The 20,368-nt window shown below is 62.7% G+C and carries 10 protein-coding genes and 3 pseudogenes; 6 read left to right on the forward strand and 7 right to left on the reverse strand.

The genetic code is table 11. The annotated features are described in order from the left end of the window. Positions 1-15: 15 nt before the first annotated feature. Positions 16-1,365 carry a pyoverdine-tailoring dipeptidase-like protein PvdM gene (pvdM, locus tag D3M70_RS00975; protein WP_120123603.1) on the reverse strand — a complete coding sequence of 450 codons (1,350 nt, stop codon included), beginning with the start codon at positions 1,363-1,365 and terminating at the stop codon, positions 16-18. Between the two features lie 940 nt (positions 1,366-2,305). Here pvdM and D3M70_RS00985 point away from each other — a divergent pair. Then, positions 2,306-3,931: pseudogene (locus tag D3M70_RS00985) on the forward strand (PvdJ/PvdD/PvdP-like protein). Between the two features lie 327 nt (positions 3,932-4,258). Here D3M70_RS00985 and D3M70_RS00990 read toward each other — a convergent pair. The 4 genes and pseudogenes from D3M70_RS00990 to D3M70_RS32505 all read right to left on the reverse strand — a co-directional run. Then, positions 4,259-5,680, reverse strand: coding sequence for an efflux transporter outer membrane subunit (locus D3M70_RS00990; RefSeq protein ID WP_120123606.1), 1,422 nt, complete (start codon positions 5,678-5,680; stop codon positions 4,259-4,261). Between the two features lie 20 nt (positions 5,681-5,700). Next, on the reverse strand, positions 5,701-7,683 hold the full coding sequence (locus D3M70_RS00995; protein WP_165869717.1) for a MacB family efflux pump subunit: 1,983 nt from the start codon (positions 7,681-7,683) through the stop codon (positions 5,701-5,703). Continuing rightward, positions 7,673-8,258 (reverse strand): HlyD family efflux transporter periplasmic adaptor subunit (locus tag D3M70_RS32500; protein WP_256659653.1); only part of this gene is annotated, 586 nt, incomplete at its 5' end. The genes D3M70_RS00995 and D3M70_RS32500, both read right to left, overlap by 11 nt. Before the next feature lies 1 nt (position 8,259). After that, positions 8,260-8,795, reverse strand: a pseudogene (locus D3M70_RS32505) (biotin/lipoyl-binding protein); the annotation flags it as partial. A 324-nt stretch (positions 8,796-9,119) separates the two neighbouring features. Here D3M70_RS32505 and D3M70_RS01005 point away from each other — a divergent pair. The 3 genes from D3M70_RS01005 (at position 9,120) to D3M70_RS01015 (ending at position 13,478) form a co-directional block, all read left to right on the forward strand. Beyond that, the gene (locus tag D3M70_RS01005; protein ID WP_120123889.1) at positions 9,120-9,599 is read left to right on the forward strand and encodes a sigma-70 family RNA polymerase sigma factor; all 480 of its coding nucleotides are present in this window, start codon (positions 9,120-9,122) and stop codon (positions 9,597-9,599) included. A gap of 131 nt (positions 9,600-9,730) precedes the next feature. Continuing rightward, entirely contained in the window at positions 9,731-11,068 is a 1,338-nt protein-coding gene (locus tag D3M70_RS01010; RefSeq protein WP_120123608.1) for a lysine N(6)-hydroxylase/L-ornithine N(5)-oxygenase family protein, read from the forward strand. Between the two features lie 55 nt (positions 11,069-11,123). Next, positions 11,124-13,478, forward strand: coding sequence for an acylase (locus D3M70_RS01015; protein WP_375232906.1), 2,355 nt, complete (start codon positions 11,124-11,126; stop codon positions 13,476-13,478). 87 nt (positions 13,479-13,565) lie between these two features. Here D3M70_RS01015 and D3M70_RS01020 read toward each other — a convergent pair whose 3' ends face one another. Both D3M70_RS01020 and D3M70_RS01025 read right to left on the reverse strand, forming a co-directional pair. Then, positions 13,566-14,576, reverse strand: a complete 1,011-nt coding sequence (locus tag D3M70_RS01020) for a FecR family protein (protein WP_120123611.1) — start codon at positions 14,574-14,576, stop codon at positions 13,566-13,568. An 88-nt stretch (positions 14,577-14,664) separates the two neighbouring features. Then, a complete protein-coding gene (locus D3M70_RS01025; RefSeq protein WP_120123612.1) occupies positions 14,665-16,422 on the reverse strand; it encodes an OPT family oligopeptide transporter in 1,758 nt (585 codons plus the stop codon). A gap of 279 nt (positions 16,423-16,701) precedes the next feature. Between D3M70_RS01025 and D3M70_RS01030 the strand changes: the two genes are divergently transcribed. Further along, positions 16,702-18,867 carry a TonB-dependent siderophore receptor gene (locus D3M70_RS01030; protein ID WP_256659654.1) on the forward strand — a complete coding sequence of 722 codons (2,166 nt, stop codon included), beginning with the start codon at positions 16,702-16,704 and terminating at the stop codon, positions 18,865-18,867. Positions 18,868-19,593: 726 nt separating this feature from the next. Further along, positions 19,594-20,301: pseudogene (locus tag D3M70_RS34015) on the forward strand (cache domain-containing protein); the annotation flags it as partial. Positions 20,302-20,368: the final 67 nt, after the last annotated feature.

Genomic DNA, 20,368 nt, shown 5'->3' on the forward strand with positions numbered 1-20,368 from the left:
TAATGGCCAAGGGGCTCAACGGCTGGCGACGGGCCTGGCGGCTTTCTGGGTCTGTTCCCAGACCCGCAGGAAGTTGCCGCCCCACAGTTTGGCGATGTCAGCTTCTGAGTAGCCTCGCGAGATCAGTTCGGCGGTGACGTTGCGGGCTTCGCCGACGTTGTCCCAGCCTTTTACCCCGCCCCCTTCGTTGAAGTCCGACGCGATGCCCACGTGGTCGATGCCGATCTTGCGTACGGTGTAATCGATGGCATCGCCCAGGTCCTTGAGCGTGGCCTTGGGTTCGCCTTCGAGAATGGCGTAGAGGCCGCTGGCGTACTGCCCGAACTTCTGCTCGGACCAGGCGGTGATGATCGGATCACCCGGCATCAGCGCCATGGCCAGATTGGGCAGGGGCGGCAAATCGAAGCGGGCGCGCAGGGCGTTGAGCTTGTCTTGCGTCGGCTGGCTCAACGGGCGCAGGTACTGAGAAAACCCGACCACCTGAACCACGCCGCCGGTGTCCTTGATCAGTTGCATGTCCTTGTCGCTGAGGTTGCGCGGGATGTCCACCGACGCCCGAGGTGCCGAGTGCGACGCCACCAGCGGAGTGCGGCTGAGTTGGGCGACCTGTTGCAGGGCTTTGGCCGACATCTGCGAAACATCGATGATCACGCCCAGGTCGTTCAGTCGGTGGACGGCCTGTTTGCCGATGTCTGAAAGACCGTCGAGGGCGTCGGGGGTGTCGTTGAAAAAGGGCAGCGGCCGCGAGGAGTCGGCCCAGTCGTTGTTGCCGATGTAGCTGAAACCGAACATGCGCATGCCGCGCGCGGCCCACAGGTCGAGCTGATTGAGGTCGTTGCCCAGCGGGTAGGCGTTGAGCATGCTGATGAAGATCGCGAATTTGCCTTCTCCGTGGAGGCGGCGCATGTCGTCGGGGGTGTAGGCGATGGCGACCTGATTGGGGAAGTCGCGGACCATGCCGGAGATGGCTTTGTAGCGGACTTCCTGCTGGTTGCGCGCTTCGTCGATGAAGCCGGCGGTCGGTCTGTGGGGGGCGTTGGGGCCATTCCAGATTTCCGGCCAGCCGAAGACGGTCAGTGCGGCACCGGAGAGACGGCCGCGGTTGGCCTTGACCAGGTCGAACTGGTCGGCGCCGTCCTTGTCCGCTTCGTGGTTGTGGGTGCCGAATTCAAGGGGCAGGGTGATGTGGCTGTCGAAGGAGATGATCCGTTCCTGGAGGTCGGTGGCCTGTTTCATGACCTTGGCGGGGTAGCCGGGGTTGTCCCAGAACCCGTGATCCCATGCCAGGAAGCCTGCGCCGGCGCCAATGGCCAGGGCCAGTGGCAGGCCAATGTAGAGAGCCTTTTTCGAACGTGGTTTTGTCATTGCCATCTCAGTCGGATTCGCCGTCAGGGAGCAGGCGTCAGGGGCCGTTGCTATCTGGGAAGAACGAGTGATGGGGGGATAAATTTAGGGGGTGTAGTGCGGGTGGCTTTGTGGGTGGCTTTGTGGGTGGCGTTATGGGGCTCTGGCTAACGCCAGGGCTGTTTCGCCTTCGGCGAGTTACTTGGAAAAGCACCCCAAGTAACCAAGGGTGCTTGCTCCTGGTTTGGCCCGACTTCGTCGGGTTCCCTCACTCCGGCGACGCTGCGTGGGCTCGCCGCCATCCGCCATCCATGGCGGGGGGCGGCTCTCGCGGCATCCATGCCGCTCGGCCCACGGAGCGTTGCCGGAGTGAGGGAACGCTGACGAAGGAAGCGCCAAACCGGGAGCCAGGACACTTGGTTACTTGGTGTCCTTTCAAGTAACTCGCCGAAGGCGAAACAGTTGGCCGTTAGGCCAAGCTTTGATCACGCTCCGCGCGGTAACGCCGCCCCAGACGCTCTGCGTCCGGTGTGGGTGACGCAGAGCGTCACAGGATTCATGCCCACGCGGAACGTGGGTACGATCAACACGATTCGGCCGTTGCTTTTGCTTTTCATGCGCGAAAGTCCAGACGACACACAACGCGACTTGGGTGCAGGCCGAACGCAGGCGACGTGGAGTGGGCCGAGCGGCATGGATGCCGCGAGAGCGCCGTCAGGACATGGATGTCCGTTCGGCGCGGGCCCACGGAGCGTCGCCGGAGTGAGGGTACGCTGACGAAGGAAGCGCCAAACCGGGAGCCAGGACACTTGGTTACTTGGTGTCCTTTCAAGTAACTCGCCGAAGGCGAAACAGTTGGCCGTTAGGCCAAGCTCATCTCAACCCCCGCTTCTAAATTTCCCCCTCAACGGATCGTTCTAGCTTGGATAAAGCCTGCTTCATGGCTGACACAGGTAGGGCAATGAGCATTTCTCGACGAGGCTTCATAGCGGGGCTGGCACTGACAGGCGCAGCCGTACCGGCGGTCTACTACGCCCATCGCGAGTTGACCCGTGAACCGTTTCCGATCACCCCGGACGAAGCCACCGTCGATCTGGCAGATACAGCGGGCCAACGCCTGGCCGACAAACTGCGTGGCGTCTGGCGCGTGCGGCTCGAAGGCAAGGACTCGAACCTGCCCGGTTTGCCCAGCGAAGACCTCGAACTGTTCCTCGACATCGCCCAGCGCGGTCGTGGCTTGAGGGGGTACCTGGACACCGCCGAACGCCTGCGCAGCGCCGACGTGCCGCGCTATCAAGTGATCGGCGACCTCGTCAAAGATGACAGCGCCAGGCTGTACTGGCGACTGATCCCCAGCGACGCCAGCGACAGCGCGCCGACCCATGAATGTGAGTGCGTGCTCGATGAGGTCTGGGCCGATTTCGGCAACGCCGGCAGCGGGACCCTGAGCGGGCGATTCCTGCCACTGGATCGACCGCTGGGCCAACTTGAACTCGACAGCCGCTTCGTCGCCACCAAGCGGCTGTTTCCCGAAGCGCGCCAACGCATCGGTCTGCACCCGGACCTGCTGGCGCGGCTGATCTCCCCCGAACACCGCTTGTTCCACCAGCTCTGGCATGCCTCGCGAGACAAGTGGCACACCCTGCCCGAAGACAAGCGCGAAGCACTGCGGGGTTTGGGCTGGCAACCCGGCCCGCGTGGCACCGAGCGCGATGCCAGGGGTAAGCGCAAGGACCGCAACGGTTCGGGCGTCGACTTCTTTTTCATGCACCGCCACATGCTGGGCAAGGCCCGTTCGATTCAGGATCTGCCGTCATGGCAGCGCTTCCCCATGCCCCAGCCTGAGCTGGTTCGCGATCGTGTGGGGTTCGCCCGGTATTTCGACAATCACGACGGCTTCGCCCTGCCGCCGACCTGGCTGGCATCGGGCGATGACACGTACACCCGATGGGTCAGCGACATCAAGACCGCCGAGACCTACCACAGCAACTTCGAGGTCTGGGAGTCGCAGTACCGTGACCCGCGCTACCTGTCACGTCTGACCCTGGGGTAATTCGGTTCGGAGGTGGAACTGGGGCTGCACGACTGGCTGCACATGCGCTGGGCGTCGGTGCCTCGCGACCCCTCCAACGGTTCGGCCGTGCCATTCGCCCGCGATCCTGCGGATTTCGCCGGACGCTGGTTCTCGGCCGAGAACGACTTTCTCGGCGATCCGTTTTCTTCCCACGTGAACCCGGTGTTCTGGCATTTCCATGGCTGGATCGACGACCGACTCGAAGACTGGTTCCGGGCGCATGAGCGCTTTCACCCGGGGGAGGTCGGTCGAATGGAGGTCAACGGTGTGCCGTGGTTCGCGCCAGGACGCTGGGTCGAGGTCGATGATCCGTGGCTGGGGCCGGACACCCATGGCTGCAGTACCACACCGGGCTTGCAGGCGGGACGCACGATGGAGATGGACCCCGAGATCATGAAGCTGGCGCTGCGCATCACCTTCGGCGACCAAGACAAGATCGCTAACCTGTTCCGCAAGGTGCCGCAGAGGCCGTGGTATGCGCGGCACCTGAAAGTCACCGAGCGTCTGCTTTAGCGCCGTACGCACAGGATGTGCTGCCGGTTCCCGGCAGATCGCGGGCAAGCCTCGCTCCCACGCCCTCCGGGCAGAAGCAGGATGGCTCTGAGTTCTGATTCTGGCTGAACGCCGAGTTCGCATGCCGTGTCGGCAGCCGACCAGAAATGACAAGGTCCACCCGTCGCCAGCCTCGCTTTTGTTCCTGGCTGGCTGCCTGTGGTCTGGCTGGCAGGAGGTGTAGCTGTCGCTTCTGGCCGAAGGCCGTGGGAGGCCAGCTTGCTGACGATTGAGCGCGCAGCGGTCACAGGCCGGTTCAATGCAATCCGCGGTGACGGATACACGAAGTTATCGCACCGGATTCGCCGCCATGTCCGAAGGCACCTGCCAACCGCCACCCAGGGCCTTGTACAGCGACACGCTGGCCTGCAATCGCGCCAGGCGCAATTGCACGTTCTGGTCTTGCGCGGCGTACAGCGTGCGCTGGGTTTCGAGCACGGTCAGCAGGTCCTCGGCGCCGGCCCGGTAGCGGCTCTGTGCGACATTGAACGCGGTTTGCGCCTGCTGTAATTCTTCGCTTTGCCAGTGCCGTTGACGGTCCAGTCCACGAATCGCGTTGAGCGCTTTTTCGACGTCGGCAAAACCGTTGATGATCGCCCCGCGGTAAGTCTGCAGCAGCTCTTCTTCGCGAGCTCGCGCCTTGTCTCGCTCGGCGCTAAGACGGCCATTGTTGAAGATGGGCGCCAGCAACCCGCTGGTGAGGTTGTAGAACGGGCTGCGCAGGATGTCCGAGGCGGTATTGGCCCCGGTTCCCAGGGTTGCCGACAACGTCACCTTGGGCAGCATCGCCGCGCGCGCCACTGTGACGTCGGCCTGAGCCGCCGCCAGCTGCGCCTCGGCGCTGGCGATGTCCGGGCGTCGACTGATCAACTCGCTCGGCAGACCGGCATCGATGCCCGGCCATTGAAGCTGATCGACCGACCGTTGCCCCAGATCGAGGGTCTGCACCGGTTGCCCGAGCAATGCGGCGAGGGTGATCCGTGCGTCTTGCGCCTGTTGTTGCACCCGTGGCACCTGACGCTGCTGAGCGGCCACCAAGCTCTTCTGTTGCGCCAGTTCCAGGGCGGTGGCGGAACCGGCGTCATAGCGAGTCTGCACCAGTTGCAGGACGCTCTGCGCATTGGCCAGGTTCAGCTCCGCGATGCGCTCCTGTTCGCGAAGGGAGAGCGCCTGGGTGTAGCTGTTGGCGACGCCGCTCAGCAGCGTCAGTTCCACCGTCGCCTGATCGAACTCGCTGGCGCGCAGGCTCTGGGCGGCACTGTCCCGCGCGGCGTGACGGCCACCCCAGAAGTCGATTTCATAGCTGGCGGTGAGGCTGGCATCGAAGTAGTCCACCACCCGGTCGTCGCTGTAGACGTCGAGCTGGCTGTAGCCCGGCCCGTGAATCAGCTTCTGCCGGTTGGCGTTGAGTTGTCCTTGAAGCTCGGGGAGCAGCGGGGCGCCGGCAATCACCGCGTTGGCCTGCGCCTGACGCACCCGCGCCATCGCAGCGGCCAGGTCGTGACTGCCCAGCCGTGCCTGTTCGATCAGGCGATCCAGGTCCGGACTGCCGAAACGCGTCCACCACTGACGGTTGTCGCGCACTGCGTCAGCGCGGTTCAGCGAATGCCAGGCGGCGGGGGCTTGAATGCCGCTGTCGGGGCGGGGCGTCGTGCTGCTGCACGCGGCCATCAGAAGGCTGGCGGCGATGAGGGTGAGGCGCAGGTTCATAGCTCAGTCATATCGTTCAGTCACACACTGGTGAGGGCGGCGACAGGGTCGAGTCGCGCCGCTTTACGGGCAGGCATAAAGCCGAAGACGACACCGGTGATCAGGGCGCAGGTGAAGGCACCGAACACCGCAGCCAACGAAAAGGCGACCGCCACCTTGCTGACGATCAACACGCCGCCGATCAGCAGGGCCAGGGCGATACCGGTCAGGCCGCCCACCACCGACAGCATCACCGCTTCGGTCAGGAACTGACGCAGAATGTCGCGCTGTCGGGCGCCGGTGGCCATGCGGATGCCGATCTCGCGGGTGCGTTCGCGCACGGTCATGAGCATGATGTTCATCACCCCGATACCGCCCACCAGCAACGAGATCGCGGCAATCGCACCGAGCATCAGCGACAGGGTGTTCTGGGTTCGCGCTTCGGCCTGAATCATGGCCGCGTTGTTGGTCAGCTCGAAATCGCGCTTGTTGCCATGCAGGCTCATCATCAACTGATCGATGGCCTGCTCGGCCTCCTTGACCTTGCGCGCGTCACTGGCGGCAATCGCCACGTATTCGGGATTGCGGTTGCCGAACAGACGAATGCTGGCGGCGGAGTAGGGCACGGCGATCCGGTCGTCACTGTCCTGATCGCCTGAACTGGCGCCTTTCTCGGCCAGCACGCCGACCACTTGAAATGGCACGTTCTCGATCAGGATGTACTGCCCGATGGGATTGGCGACGTCCTTGAGCAATGTGTCACGCACTTTCTTGCCGATGACAGCCACTGCGGCGGCCGAGCGCTCATCCGCTTCGGTGAAGTAACTGCCCTCGACCACCGGCCAGTTGAAGATCGCCGGAAAGTGGGTGTCGTTACCCCCGACGTAGCTCTTGTGATCGACATTGCCGAAACGAATCCCGGCGTCGGAGCCGTTCACCGGCATGATCCGTTTGACCTGCGGCAGCGCGGCCAGCGCCGCCACGTCTTCGAGGGTGATGATGCCCGGCGGGGTGCGCGGGTTCGGCGCATGCCCGTTGAGGTAAAGAATGTTCGAGCCAAACGCGCCCATCTGCGCCATGACCTGACGCTTGCTGCCTTCGCCTACCGCCAGCATCACCACCACTGAGGCCACGCCGATGACGATCCCGAGCAAGGTCAGCGCCGTGCGGAACCGGTTGATCCACATGACCCGCCAGGCCGCATGAATCGCGTCGATCATTTCGCCTTTCCAGGCGCCATTGTGTTCGATGCGGTCGGCCAGACGTTGCCGCAGGTCCACGGCCTGCAAAGCATTGCCCCCTTGGGGTTGTGGCCAATCGTCAGCGGCGGCGGTATCGCTGACGATTTCGCCGTCGCTGATTTCGATGACGCGTTTGGCCCGCGCGGCGACCTGGCGATCATGGGTGATCAGAATCACCACATGGCCCTGGCTCGCCAGTTCATCGAGCAGGGTCATGACTTCAGCGCCGCTGTGGGTATCGAGCGCGCCGGTGGGTTCGTCGGCGAGGATGATATGGCCGCCGTTCATCAGTGCCCGGGCAATCGAAACCCGCTGTTGCTGACCCCCGGACAACTGATGCGGACGGTTGGCGGTGCGGCTGGCAAGGCCCAGCCGGTCGAGCAGGGCAGCGGCGCGCGCATGGCGCTCGGCGGCGGGCGTACCGGCATAGATCGCCGGCATCTCGACGTTCTCCTGGGCTGAGCCCGACGGGATCAAGTGGTAGCCCTGAAACACGAAACCGAAGGCCTCGCGGCGCAGCCAGGCCAACGCGTCGCTGTCCAGACCCGCGACGTTTTCCCCGGCGAACAGGTATTGCCCCGACGTCGGACGGTCCAGGCAACCGAGAATATTCATCAGCGTCGATTTGCCCGAACCGGACGCCCCGACGATGGCGACGAACTCGCCGGCATGGATCGCCAGATCGATGCCGCGCAATACGTCGACTGGCGGCTTGTCCCCGCCGCCGTAGGATTTGCGGATGCCCTTGAGGTCGATCAGCGGGGTCTGCACCTCAACCCCCATCGCTATTGGCGGGCCCGACCAGCAAGTGATCCCCTTCGGCCAGGCCATCGACGATCTGCACCCGCAACCGGTCGCTGATGCCGACGTGCACCTGGCGTTCACTGATCGCCCCGTTGGCGGCCACCACGCGAGCGATCTGCCGGTTGGCTTCAGCGGTCGCTTGCAGGGCCGCGACCGGCGCGGTCAGCACGTCCTGCGCCCGGCTCGAAACAAAAAATACCTGCGCGGTCATGTCCGCCATCAGCGCGTTGTCATCGTTGTTCACGTCCAGCAGAACGGTGTAGAGCACCACGCGACCACTGCCGCTTTTTCCGCCGTTAGGGCTGCCGCCACCCTGACTGACTTCGTAAAGGGGTTTGGGCGGTACCGGCAGGATCTGCCGCACGGTGCTGCTCCAGCGCCGGGTGCCGCCGCTCAGGGTGGTGAAATACGCGGTCATGCCCGGTTTGACGTGGCCGATATCGGCCTCCGACACCTCGGCCCAGACGGTCATCGGCGACAGTTTTGCGATGCGCAGGATCAGCGGCGTCTGTTGTTGCGCGTTGAGGGTCTGGCCTTCGCGGGCGTCCACGGCGNGCCTGATCGCTGCGCAGGCTCGCCTGGGCCTGACGGATCCGGGCCTGAAACATGTCGATGCGCGCCTGGGTCGCCTTGAGTTCGGCCAGGGCAGTCTGCACGTCCTCTTCACGGGTGGCGCCGCCCGCGGCGAGGTTCTGCTGACGCTTGTACTTCTGCCGCGCCAGTTCGTTCTGCGCGCGCTGCTCCTGAAGCTGAGCCTGCAGGTTTTCGATGGAAAACCGGCTGGCGTCGAGCTTGGCCTGTTGCGTGGACGGATCGATCTCCACCAGCAACTGGCCCTCCTGGATCTGATCGCCGGCCTCGACGTGGATCTTGCGGATCTGACCGGAGGCTTGTGCGCCGACATCCACATAACGGCGCGGCTGCAAGGTGCCCAGCGCCGTCACGCTGCTTTCGATGTTGCCGCGGCTCACCTGAACCGTGGCGAAGGCGTCGCGGCCCGGTGGCAGGATCTGCCAGGCTGCGACGGCGATCACGGGAATCAGACACAGGGTGATCAGCAGGGCGCGGCGGGTGTGTCGAGGACGTTTCATGCAGGGTTCCGGCCAATGAATGTCGGCCCGCGAGGTGACCGGTTGCCGAAGACTCGGACGCAACTGGACCCTGTCGCTGGAGCGACAGACACGGGAAGCTGACAGGTAGACGAGGCAAGGGACGGCGAATTTAAGCCGGATCGCCGGGAATACGCCGAAATCGGGGCGAAAAATTGTTACCAGGGTGGCCGCTGCTTCAAATCTATATGAGAATTGTTTTAAATTGCGTGTGCAAAATGCCATCACCCCTCGTTTGGCCATGAAAACGAGGGCCGGATTGTGGATCAAGGACAGAAGCCGCCATCACGGTGGCCGGGAGTCATGTTGGAAAACTACTATCGGGAACTGGTGTGTTTCCTCAGCGCCAGACTGGGCAACCTTCAGGTGGCCGAGGATGTGGTGCATGACGCTTATCTTCGCGTGCTTGAGCGCTCCAGCGACACGCCCATCGAGCAACCCCGTGCGTTTCTCTACCGTACCGCGCTGAACCTGGTAATCGACGGCCATCGGCGCAATGCCCTGCGCCAGGTTGAACCGCTGGAGGTGCTGGACACCGACGAAAATTTCTTCAGCCCTTCACCCCAGATGTGCCTCGACCAGGGGCAGCGTCTGGACATGCTCAAGCGCGCCCTGGCCGAACTCTCGCCGCTGTGCCGCGACAGTTTCATGCTGCGCAAGCTCGAAGGACTGTCTCATCCGGAAATCGCCGAGCGACTGGGCATTTCCCGCAGTCTGGTGGAAAAACACATCGTCAACGCCATGAAGCACTGCCGCGTGCGCCTTCGTGATTGGGATGCCCAGTAACGCGTTCTCTGTAAATTTTTTTTCATTGTCCTCGTTCTTACTCAACAGGCGGCCTGCAGCGATTGCCATCGGCTGATCGGGTCAGGGCAGCACTTTCCCCGCGTTGAGGGGTTTATCCAGAGGACACTGGAATGACACAGGCAATTGCATCGACCATCGTTCACGATGTGATCGGTATCGGTTTTGGCCCCTCCAATCTGGCACTGGCCATCGCGCTGCAAGAGCGGGCAGAGTCGCAGGGGCCGCTGGACGTGCTGTTTCTCGACAAGCAGGCGGACTATCGCTGGCACGGCAATACGCTGGTGACGCAGAGCGAGCTGCAGATCTCCTTCCTCAAGGATCTGGTCACGCTGCGCAACCCGACCAGCCCGTACTCTTTCGTCAATTACCTGAAAACCCACGGCCGGTTGGTGGACTTCATCAACCTGGGCACGTTCTATCCCTGCCGCATGGAGTTCAACGACTACCTGCGCTGGGTCGCCGGGCATTTCCAGGACCAGAGTCGCTACGGTGAAGAAGTCCTGGCGATCGAGCCGGTGCTGCACCAGCATAAGGTCGAGGCGCTGCGAGTGATTTCGCGCAGCGCACAAGGGCAGGAAACCGTGCGCACGACGCGTTCGGCGGTGGTCAGCGCCGGCGGCACACCCCGCATTCCCGAGGCGTTCAAGGCGCTCAAGGGCGACAGCCGGGTGTTTCATCATTCCCAGTATCTGGAGCGCATGTCACGCCAGCCCTGCGTCAGCGGCAAGCCCATGCGCGTGGCGATCATCGGAGGCGGGCAAAGCGCGGCCGAAGCGTTCATCGACCTCAATGACAGCTACCCATCGGTGCAGGTCGATCTGATCCTGCGCGGCTCGGCGCTGAAACCGGCCGACGACAGCCCCTTCGTCAACGAAGTGTTCTCCCCCGAGTTCACGGATCTGATGTACAGCCAGAACACCGCCGAGCGCGAGCGGATGATCGTGGAGTACCAGAGCACCAACTACTCGGTGGTGGACATTGATCTGATCGAACGCATCTACGGCATCTTTTACCGGCAGAAAGTCTCCGGGATTCCGCGCCACGCGTTTCGCAGCCTGACCTGCGTGGAGCAGGCGGTTGCCGGCGCGGATGGCATCGATCTGGCGCTGCGCAATACCGCCAGCGGCGACATCCTCGTCCGCCAATACGATGCGGTGATTCTCGCCACCGGTTACGAACGGCAAATGCATCGTCAGTTGTTGGCGCCACTGGCTGAGTACCTCGGCGATTACAACGTCGACCGCGATTACCGGCTGATCACCGATGACCGCTGCAAGGCCGGTATCTACATGCAGGGTTTCTGTCAGGCGAGCCATGGTTTGAGCGATACGCTGCTGTCGATCCTGCCGATTCGGGCCGACGAGATCGCCGCCTCTCTGTACAGCCACACCAAAGGCGGCGAGCGCAACCGCAGCGTGCTCGACGTGCTGCTGGCGACCGCGAGTTGAGGGCGCTCGACAGCGTGGTCATGCGTGGATCAACCCTCCAGGAGTCAGCGTGAATATGTCCCGCCCTTTAACGCGTTTTTGCCTGACGGCGGTGTGTATTGGCGTCAGTCTGGCGGCTGAGGCCAGACATCTACCGGGAGAGGCGAGTGCCGACATTCGTCGCACCACCTATGGCGTCCCGCACATTCTGGCCGCCGATGAGCGCAGCCTGGGTTATGGCATCGGCTACGCGTATGCGCAGGACAACCTGTGCTTGCTTGCCAATGAGATCGTGACGGTCAACGGTGAGCGTTCGAAATACTTCGGGCCCGATGCGTTGACCGTTGAACAACAGGCCAACCTGACCAGCGACATCTTCTTCAACTGGCTCAACACGCCCGAGGCGGTCGCGGCATTCTGGAAGGCGCAATCGCCAGAAATGCAGCAGAGGCTCGAAGGTTACGCGGCGGGGTATAACCGCCTGTTGCAAGAGCGCCAGGCCTCGGGTTTGCCGCAGCAATGCCAGGCGGCGTGGGTGCGTCCCGTCACGCCACAGGATCTGGTCAAGCTGACCCGTCGCCTGTTGGCCGAAGGTGGCGTGGGGCAGTTCGCCGAGGCGCTGGCGGGCGCGACACCGCCGCACGACATCAGCCAGGTCGAAGCGCCCAAGGCGCAGTTCCAGCTGGCGGACGGACGCCTGCGACGCTTCGCTCTGGACCGTGGCAGCAATGGCGTCGCCATCGGTCGTGACCGCTCGTTCAACGGTCGCGGGATGCTGCTCGCCAACCCGCATTTTCCGTGGGTGGGCGGCATGCGGTTCTATCAGATGCACCTGACCATTCCCGGCCAGCTCGACGTCATGGGGGCGGCACTGCCGGGGTTGCCGGTGATCAATATCGGTTTCAGCCAACACCTGGCCTGGACCCACACCGTCGACACCTCCAGACACTTCACGCTGTACCGTCTGCAACTGGACCCCAAGGATCCGACCCGTTACCTGCTGGACGGCAAGTCGGTGGCGATGACCAAAAACGACATTGCGGTACAGGTGAAACAACCCGATGGCAGCCTCACGACACTGACCCGCGCTGTTTACAGTTCGCAGTTCGGGCCGGTGGTGCAGTGGCCGGGCAAGCTGGACTGGAACCGTCAGGTGGCGTTCAGCATCAAGGATGCCAATCAGGACAACACCCGCGTGCTGCAACAGTGGTACGCAATGAACCAGGCCGATTCGCTGAAGGCGTTCGAGGCCTCGGTCCACACGATTCAAGGCATTCCGTGGGTCAACACCCTGGCCGCGGACGATCAGGGGCAGACCTTGTACATGAACCAGTCGGTGGTGCCCTATGTGGATGCTGCCAAGCTCAAGCAATGCAGCGATCCACGGGCCGGGCTGGAAATGGTTTTGCTCGACGGTTCACGCAGCGCCTGTGCGTGGAACGTTGCGGCCAACAGTGCGCAGAAGGGCATCTTCCCGGCGGACCAGCTGCCGCAACTGCGCCGCAGCGATTTCGTGCAGAACTCCAACGACTCGGCCTGGATGGTCAACCCCGCAGCGCCGCTGACCGGTTACTCCCCGGTGATCAGCCGCGAGGGTCTGCCGTTGGGGCCACGTGCGCGCTTTGCGCTGAGTCGTCTGGATAAACTGCACGAAACCGGAAAGCTGCAGGCGCAGGACCTGCAGCACATGGTCATGGACGATCAGGTGTACATGGCCAGCCAGACGATGCCGGATCTGCTGCAGTTCTGCGCCGGGGACCTGGGCGCGGACGCCGCCAGACTGGCCGCGTTGTGCGCCAGTCTCAAGGCTTGGGATCGCAGCGCGAACCTGCAAGCGGGATTGGGTCTGGTGCATTTTCAGAATGTGATGGGCGCGCTGTTGCAGGAGGAGGGGGTGTGGCGCGTGGCGTTCGACCCTGCCGATCCACAGCACACCCCTCGTGGCCTGAACATCGATCAGCCGCAGGTGGCCGACAATGTTCGCAAGGCCATGCTGGCCTCGGCGTCCGGCGTGACGAAACTTGGCCTGGAGGACGGCACTCATTGGGGTGATATTCAGGCATTCGACGTCGGCGGCAAGCGCACGCCGATCCATGGCGGGCCGGCGTCACTGGGCGTCTACAACGCCATCCAGAGCGTGCCGGTCGACGGGGGCAAGCGCGAAGTCGTCAGTGGCAGCAGCTACCTGCAAGTGGTGACGTTCGACGAGAACGGGCCGCGTGCTCAGGGGCTGCTGGCGTTTTCCCTGTCCAGCGATCCGGCGTCGGCGCATTCAAGGGACCAGACCGAGGCGTTTTCTCGCAAGCAATGGGCGTTGCTGCCGTTCACCGAGGCCCAGATCAAGGCCGATGCCGACTATCGGTCGCAGGTCATTCGCGAGTCGGATTCGTCGGTTTCCAAAAGCGCGAACCTGGCGGACGGCAAACGGTAAGCACGCCACAGGGCAGGGACGGTCATTACGACGTGTCTGCCTCTCTGCAAACTGGACGTGCAGTTCGAGCTCAAGGGATGCGACGGTTTACAGGTTCAGGTTGACCGTTGGTTTGGGGTTGATCACCGGGTTGCCGTCCTTGCTTTTGCTCAGAGTCACCGGCAGCACTTTGGGCAGGGACGTCACCATGTCCTTGATCGCCGAGGTGTTGTAGATGCCCCCCAGGCGCAGCTTTCCGGTCGTAGCATCGGCGAGCCGCACCGGGTTTTCCAGATAGCGATTGATCAGCGGCAGCGCATCGACCAGCGCGAGGTTGTCGATGACCAGCTTGCCGTTGCGCCAGGCGAGGGTTGAGTCGTTGCTGTAGGTCTGTTTGATCTGCGGTTCGTAATCGCCCGCCTTGTAGCTCGCCTGCATGCCCGGATCCAGACGATACCCCTCGTTGGCACGCCCCGTAGTGACGATCACCGAACCCTCCATGAGGGTCACGCGCACCTGATCCTGGTACATCCAGACGTTGAATTTGGTGCCGGTCACGCGCACCTGCCCCTCGGCTGCCTTGACCACGAACGGGTGTTCGGTGGAATGCGTGACCTCGAAGAACGCCTCGCCCTTTTTCAGGGTAACGCGGCGCTGGTCCTTGTAGTCGGCGTAGGTCAGTTCAGTGCCCAGATTCAACTGGACCCGGCTGCCATCGGCCAGGACGAACTGACGAATCTGGCCGGTGCTTTCGTAGCTCTGATAACTGCTTGGCAGCCAGCCCATGTTCCAGCCAATGAATCCCGCCGCAGGAATCGCCAGCAGGCTGATCGCCGCTGCCACGCCATAGCTGGCCCATGAACGGCGCGGGGGCTGAGCGGGCATCGGGATAACAGTGGGGGGAGCCTGAGAAACCGGCGGTCGAGGGAGTTGATCGGCGACGTCCCAGATCTCCAGCATCGCCTCGTACTCGATGGCGTGCATCGGGTCGGCGGCGAGCCACTGCGCGAATTGATCGCGCTCGGCGTCGGTGCAGTCCAACTCGTGCAAACGCATGCACCAATGCGCGGCGGCGTCGGTGATGTCATCTGGCGTTTCTGAGAAATGGGGTCTGTGCATTGACTCGTCCTGGTTGCCGGCATTCTACCTCTCAATGGGTAGGTCGAACAGGGCGTTATGGCAAATGCATATCATCTCGTCTGGCCGGTCACAGGTTGCTTAACATCGCCCAGAAAGACGCGCCGACGCCGGTAATGCTTTCCCCGGCGATCAAGCCTGCGGCGGCGGTGATTGCGAATCGTTCGCTGACCTGGGGCCAGCGCTGGCCGATCAGCCAGGTCAGTATGGCACCGAGGGACATCATCACCGAGGTGGAGGCGGGCAGCACGAATGCCAGCCCCAGCGCCGCCGCGCTTGGCAGGTACCGGCTCAGACGTTTGGGCAGCAGACTGTCGGCCAGGCCGAGTGCGATGCCTGCCAGCCCACCGATGAGGATGGCCCAGCGCACGGTTGGCGACAGCGAACCGAGACCGTGAGTCAGCGTTTCTGCCACGGCTTTCCAGGTGGCGACGGCGGGCGCCGGCCATTGTTCGGTGAGCAACATGGCTTTGGGGTCGGGTATCAACGCCATGTACACGATCACACCGACGATGCTGCCGATGAAGATGCCGATGCATTGCGCGATGACCTGCTTTTTCGGGGTCGCGCCGATGGCCAGCCCGACCTTGAAGTCGTTCATCAGGTCGGTGCTCTGTCCAGCGGCGCCGCCGGCGGTGTTGGCGCTCATCAGGTTGATCGGCACCTGGCCCGGGGCGATCAAGCCAAAGCTCAGCTGCGACAGTTTGCCGATCGCGCCGATGGGGGCGATCCCGGTGGCACCGACCACGCGCGCGGCCACCACGGCCAGACAGACCGCCAGTGGGATCGACAACAGCGCCATCCACACATCGATGCCGAACAGCGCGGCTTGCAGAAACACCACCAGAACGATCGACAGGACCAGACCAACAGCGGGGGCCAAGGCCAATGTCGAGCGATCGAATGCGGTGTGCACTGATGACCTTTCAGGGGCTTTGAAATCAGGAGCTTTTACAAATTGAATCGACAGTGAGGCGAGTGTCGAGCACACCATCAGGCTGACGCCCGGCCAAAGTAACCATTCCACCAGACTGGCGAATTGCGGACCGCTGCTGCCCGCAGGCGTTTGCACCAGACCATGCGCCAGCAGCCACGGTGCCAGACAACCCCACGCCAGTACCGCGCCGAACAACAGGCTCAGCCCCACGCGAATGCCGATGATGCCGCCGAAGCCGATCAGCAGTAATGAGGGGTCGGCGGTGAACGTGAGGCGTTCCAGTTGCGCCGTCGGGGCCCAGCGCGGAATGCTCCACAGAAATTCGTCGACCCATTTGACCCCGCCCGACAGCAACGCGGCACTGAATAGCACCCTGATGCGCGCCACGGCCTCGTGACCATGGTTGTAGATGTGCTGAAGGGTTTCCAGCGTTGCCGTGCCTTCGGGAAACTTCAGCGCTTTGTCGTTGAGCAATGCGGGACGCAGATACCAGGCGATCCAGATGCCCAGAAAGCTGACCGAAAAGACCCAGGCCATCATCGGAATGGCGTCCAGCTGACGCCCGGTGAGCAAGGTAAAGGCCGGGATCGGTGCGACCAGACCGCCGGAGATGATCGACGCCGCTGCCGATGCGACCGTCTGGTTGATGTTGCTCTCGTGCAGCGTCCATGAAGGCTGACCCTTGAAGCGTCTGACCGCTGCCTGCCACACGCCGAACCCCACCAGCAGTGCGATGATCGACATGTTGAACGACCAGCCGATCTTCAGTCCCGCGTAGACATTTGATGGCGTCAGCAGGATGCCCAGCACTGCCCCGGTGAGCACCGCTCGCGGGCTCAATTCACGTTCGACGCGCAGGGCGGGGGTGGTCGTGGCGGCGTAACGGCCCATGGAAGATCCTGTGCGGGTGGTCGACGGTCAATCCTCAACAAGTGAGCCCCGAGGCGATAGAAGGTTCAGTAAAGGGCCAGTGCAGAGGGTTAGAACCCCGCCGAATGGGGGCTGGGGGCGATTCGACAAAATTTTCACAAACGCTACTGTAAATGCGAATACTTCCTGTTACATTCTCGTCCGGTTTTGTATCGGCCGCAGTACATGACTGCGCCATTGCCTATTCAGGCGACAGAGGGAGGGGACGGGATGGTTCGCAAGACGACGATGGAATTCAGGATGAACGCCGTGGCACTGGTCGTGGCCACGGTTGCGTGGCACGGCTTCGCCTGGGCCGACGAGGCGCCGGCCAAGCCGGTCAAAGGCTCGGTGCAGCTGCAGAATTCGGTGGTGACGGGGCAAGCGCCGGAAGCCGTGCAGGACGTCGGTTATCAGGCGAGAAACAGCACGGCGGGGACCAAGACCAGTACTCCATTATCGGAAACGCCACGCTCCGTTTCGGTCGTCACCCGACAGCGCATGCAGGATCAGGCCTCGCAAACCCTCGCCGATATCCTGGGTTACGTGCCCGGTATCTTCGCGCCGCCGTTCGCGGTCGGCGACGGCATCGCCGGGGACCTGTTCTCCATTCGCGGTTACAACGCCACCGACTATGGCTACGGCCTGCTCAAGGATGGCCTGCGCCTGCAAGGCAACCGTTACGACACCACCACCGAACCCTATGGGCTGGAACGCACTGAAGTGTTCCGCGGCCCGAGCTCGATCCTGTACGGTGAAAATGCGCCGGGCGGCCTGGTCAATCTGGTCAGCAAGCGCCCGACCGAGACGGCCCAGGGTGAGGCCCGTCTGACCTACGGCAGCAACAACCGTCGGCAACTGGCGCTCGATGTTTCCGGTCCGCTGAGCGACGACAACAGCGTTCTGGGTCGTGTGGTCATGCTGGGTCGTAATGCCGATACGCAAGTCGATTCGGTGCCGGACGACCGCCTCTACATCGCGCCGTCGATGACCTTCAACTTCGACGAAGACACCGCGCTGACCCTGCTGTCGACCTATCAGCGCGACCGCACCAAACTGCTGCTGGGCTATCCGGCAGCGGGTACATTGCTCAACAACGTCAATGGCAAGATCGGCAAGGACCAGTTCAACGGCAACCCCAACTGGGACGACTTCGAGCGTGAAACCTGGACCCTGGGGTACGAGTTCAGCCATCAGCTCAACGAGACCTGGCAGTTCCGCCAGAACTCGCGCTACATGGAGTCGCGCCTGAACCGCCATGAAACCTGGCCGAACAACCTGAACCAGGGCGGCTTTGGCTCGACCCTGAGCAGCACCGCCTACGACCGCGACAACAAGTCGGTGACCTATTCGGTGGATAACCAGTTCGAAGGCCACTTCGAAACCGGTGCGCTGGAAAACACGGTGTTGCTGGGCGCCAGCTACGACCGCACCTCCTTCAACCAGGACTGGAACGCGGGCCTGGGCGGTACTTACAACGTGTTCAACCCGGTGTTCTCGCCGGTGCAGCCGACCACCCCGTTGTACGTGCAGAACTCTCAGCTCGATCAGCACATGTACGGCGCTTACGGGCAGTTGCAAAGCAAGTACGACAACTGGATCTTCCTGCTCGGCGGGCGCCAGGACTGGGTCCACAGCGAGTATCGCAACCGGGCCAGGGGCACGACAGCGGCCACGGATCTGGATGGTTGGGATCACCGTTTCAGCTGGCAGACCGGCCTGATGTATCAGTTCGAAAACGGTCTCTCGCCTTATGTCAGCTACTCGACGGCGTTCACCCCGGTGCAGCAGTCCTCGCAGCCGGGCGGCGGTCTGTTCGACCCGATCCTCAGCGAGCAGTACGAAGTGGGCTTGAAGTACGAGCCTAAAGGCTGGAACACGACGTTCAGCGCGGCGGTATTCGACCTGACCAAGAAAGACGACGTGGTGCCGGACACCAGCGGTTTCAGTCGGCAGGTGGGCAAGAGCGAGTCCAAGGGCGTGGAGCTTGAGGTCAACAGCGACGTGACTGAGAACCTGAGTCTGACGGCGTCTTACACTTACACCGATGCGCGGGTGACCAAAGACACGCCGGGTTCGTTGTTCAAGGATCATCAGTTGACGGGTATTCCGCGTAACCAGGCGTCGGCGTGGGCGACGTATCGTTTCCTCGAGGGGCCGTTGAGCGGTTTCCGTGTGGGCGGTGGGGTGCGTTACTTCGATAACACGTTCGCGTACACGGCGCCGACGCTGTACGGGAAGTTGAAGACGGGTGACGTGACGCTGGTGGATGCGTTGGTGGGGTATGACATCGATAAGCATTGGTCGGTGGATGTGAACGCGAAGAATCTGTTCGATAAGGAGTATGTGAGCGGGTGCAATAACGCGGGTCGCTGTTATTGGGGTGAGGAGCGGACGGTGCTGGGGACGGTTGCGTTTCGCTGGTGATGGTTGGGGTCTGGGGGTCTGGGGGTCTGGGGCTCTGGGGCTCTAAGGCTCTAGGGCTGTAGGGCTCTGGCTAACGCCAGGGCTGTTTCGCCTTCGGCGAGTTACTTGAAAAGACACCAAGTAACCAAGTGTCCTGGCTCCCGGTTGGGCGCTTCCTTCGTCAGCGTTCCCTCACTCCGGCGACGCTCCGTGGGCCCGCCGCCATCCGCCATCCATGGCGGGGGGCGGCTCTCGCGGCATCCATGCCGCTCGGCCCACGGAGCGCCGCCTGCGTTCGGCCTGCACCCAAGTCGCGTTTTGTGTCGTCTGGACCATTGCGTATCAAGATCAAGATCAAGATCAACGGCAACGGCGAACACCGTATCTGTAGCAGTACGGCCGGGCGGCGTTCCGTTTGTCGGCGGCAGCGGTCTTATGTACGTCACTGCCGGCGTGCCGGGTTGTTTAGGGGGGAAGTTTCGCGTTTGATACCGGGTTCAAACCCTCTGAGAAACACCGCTTTCAAATCGACGCTGAGAATTTGACGTCAATTTGCCATCAGAAACATTTCAAGTTGTACGATCTCCGGCCGATAGTGGAAGACCACACGACCAGGAGGTGATTTGTCTCATGAAGCTTACCGTCAAGAGCAAGCTGCTCTGTCTTGCCATCATTCCCGCGTTGCTGTTCGCCCTGATTCTCAGTGGCGTGGCTTCGTGGATGTTGCAGCGCAGCGCCGATCAGGAAATGAAGGAAACCCGCGAGCAACTGGTGGAGCGCAATCGCCAGGTGTTGAAGAATTACGTGGACGTGGCGCTGACGACGATCAAGCCGCTGCATGACGCATCCGCGGCCGGTGACATGGCTGCGCGGGACAAGGCGCTGGAACTGCTCAAGCCGATGAAATACGGCGAGGACGGTTATTTCTTCGGTTACGACACCAAGGGCGTGCGGGTCTTCCGCGGCGACAGCGCCGCCGGTGTCGGCAAAAGTTTCTGGGACACTCGGGACCCCGACGGCTCCTACCATTACCAGACCTTCGTGGAAGTGGCGAAGAACGGCAAACACTACATCGACTACGCCGCACCCAAGCCGGGCGATGAAGCGGTGCAAGTGCCCAAGCTCGGTTACACCGTGTACCTGGACAAATGGGACATGGTACTGGGCAGCGCGATCAACATGGACGACATCGACGCCGCCATGGCGCTGGAACAGCAGACCGTCACCAGCCGCACCCGCAGTATTCTCGCCAGCGTCTTCGTCGTGACGCTGATCCTCTTGCTGGTGACCGCCGCTGCCGGTATCTGGACGGCCAACGGCATCGTCCGTCCGTTGCGCGTGCTCAAGTCCAACCTGGATGACATCGCGGCCGGTGACGGTGACCTGACCCATCGGCTGGTGGTCACCAGTCGCGATGAGCTGGGTGATCTGGCGATCTCGTTCAACCTGTTCGTCGACAAGATCCACGCCATGGTCCGACAGATTGCGCAGATGACCACCGACCTCGCCGGGCTGGTGGATC

The organism is Pseudomonas sp. LS-2, from assembly GCF_003605735.1.
Lineage (GTDB): Bacteria > Pseudomonadota > Gammaproteobacteria > Pseudomonadales > Pseudomonadaceae > Aquipseudomonas.

Bases quoted from the DNA above. Each gene is read 5' to 3' on its own strand.
- pvdM (WP_120123603.1), bottom strand. From the start codon at position 1,365: ATGACAAAACCACGTTCGAAAAAGGCTCTCTACATTGGCCTGCCACTG.
- D3M70_RS00990 (WP_120123606.1), bottom strand. From the start codon at position 5,680: ATGAACCTGCGCCTCACCCTCATCGCCGCCAGCCTTCTGATGGCCGCG.
- D3M70_RS00995 (WP_165869717.1), bottom strand. From the start codon at position 7,683: ATGGGGGTTGAGGTGCAGACCCCGCTGATCGACCTCAAGGGCATCCGC.
- D3M70_RS01010 (WP_120123608.1), top strand. From the start codon at position 9,731: ATGACACAGGCAATTGCATCGACCATCGTTCACGATGTGATCGGTATC.
- D3M70_RS01015 (WP_375232906.1), top strand. From the start codon at position 11,124: ATGTCCCGCCCTTTAACGCGTTTTTGCCTGACGGCGGTGTGTATTGGC.
- D3M70_RS01020 (WP_120123611.1), bottom strand. From the start codon at position 14,576: ATGCACAGACCCCATTTCTCAGAAACGCCAGATGACATCACCGACGCC.
- D3M70_RS01025 (WP_120123612.1), bottom strand. From the start codon at position 16,422: ATGGGCCGTTACGCCGCCACGACCACCCCCGCCCTGCGCGTCGAACGT.
- D3M70_RS01030 (WP_256659654.1), top strand. From the start codon at position 16,702: ATGAACGCCGTGGCACTGGTCGTGGCCACGGTTGCGTGGCACGGCTTC.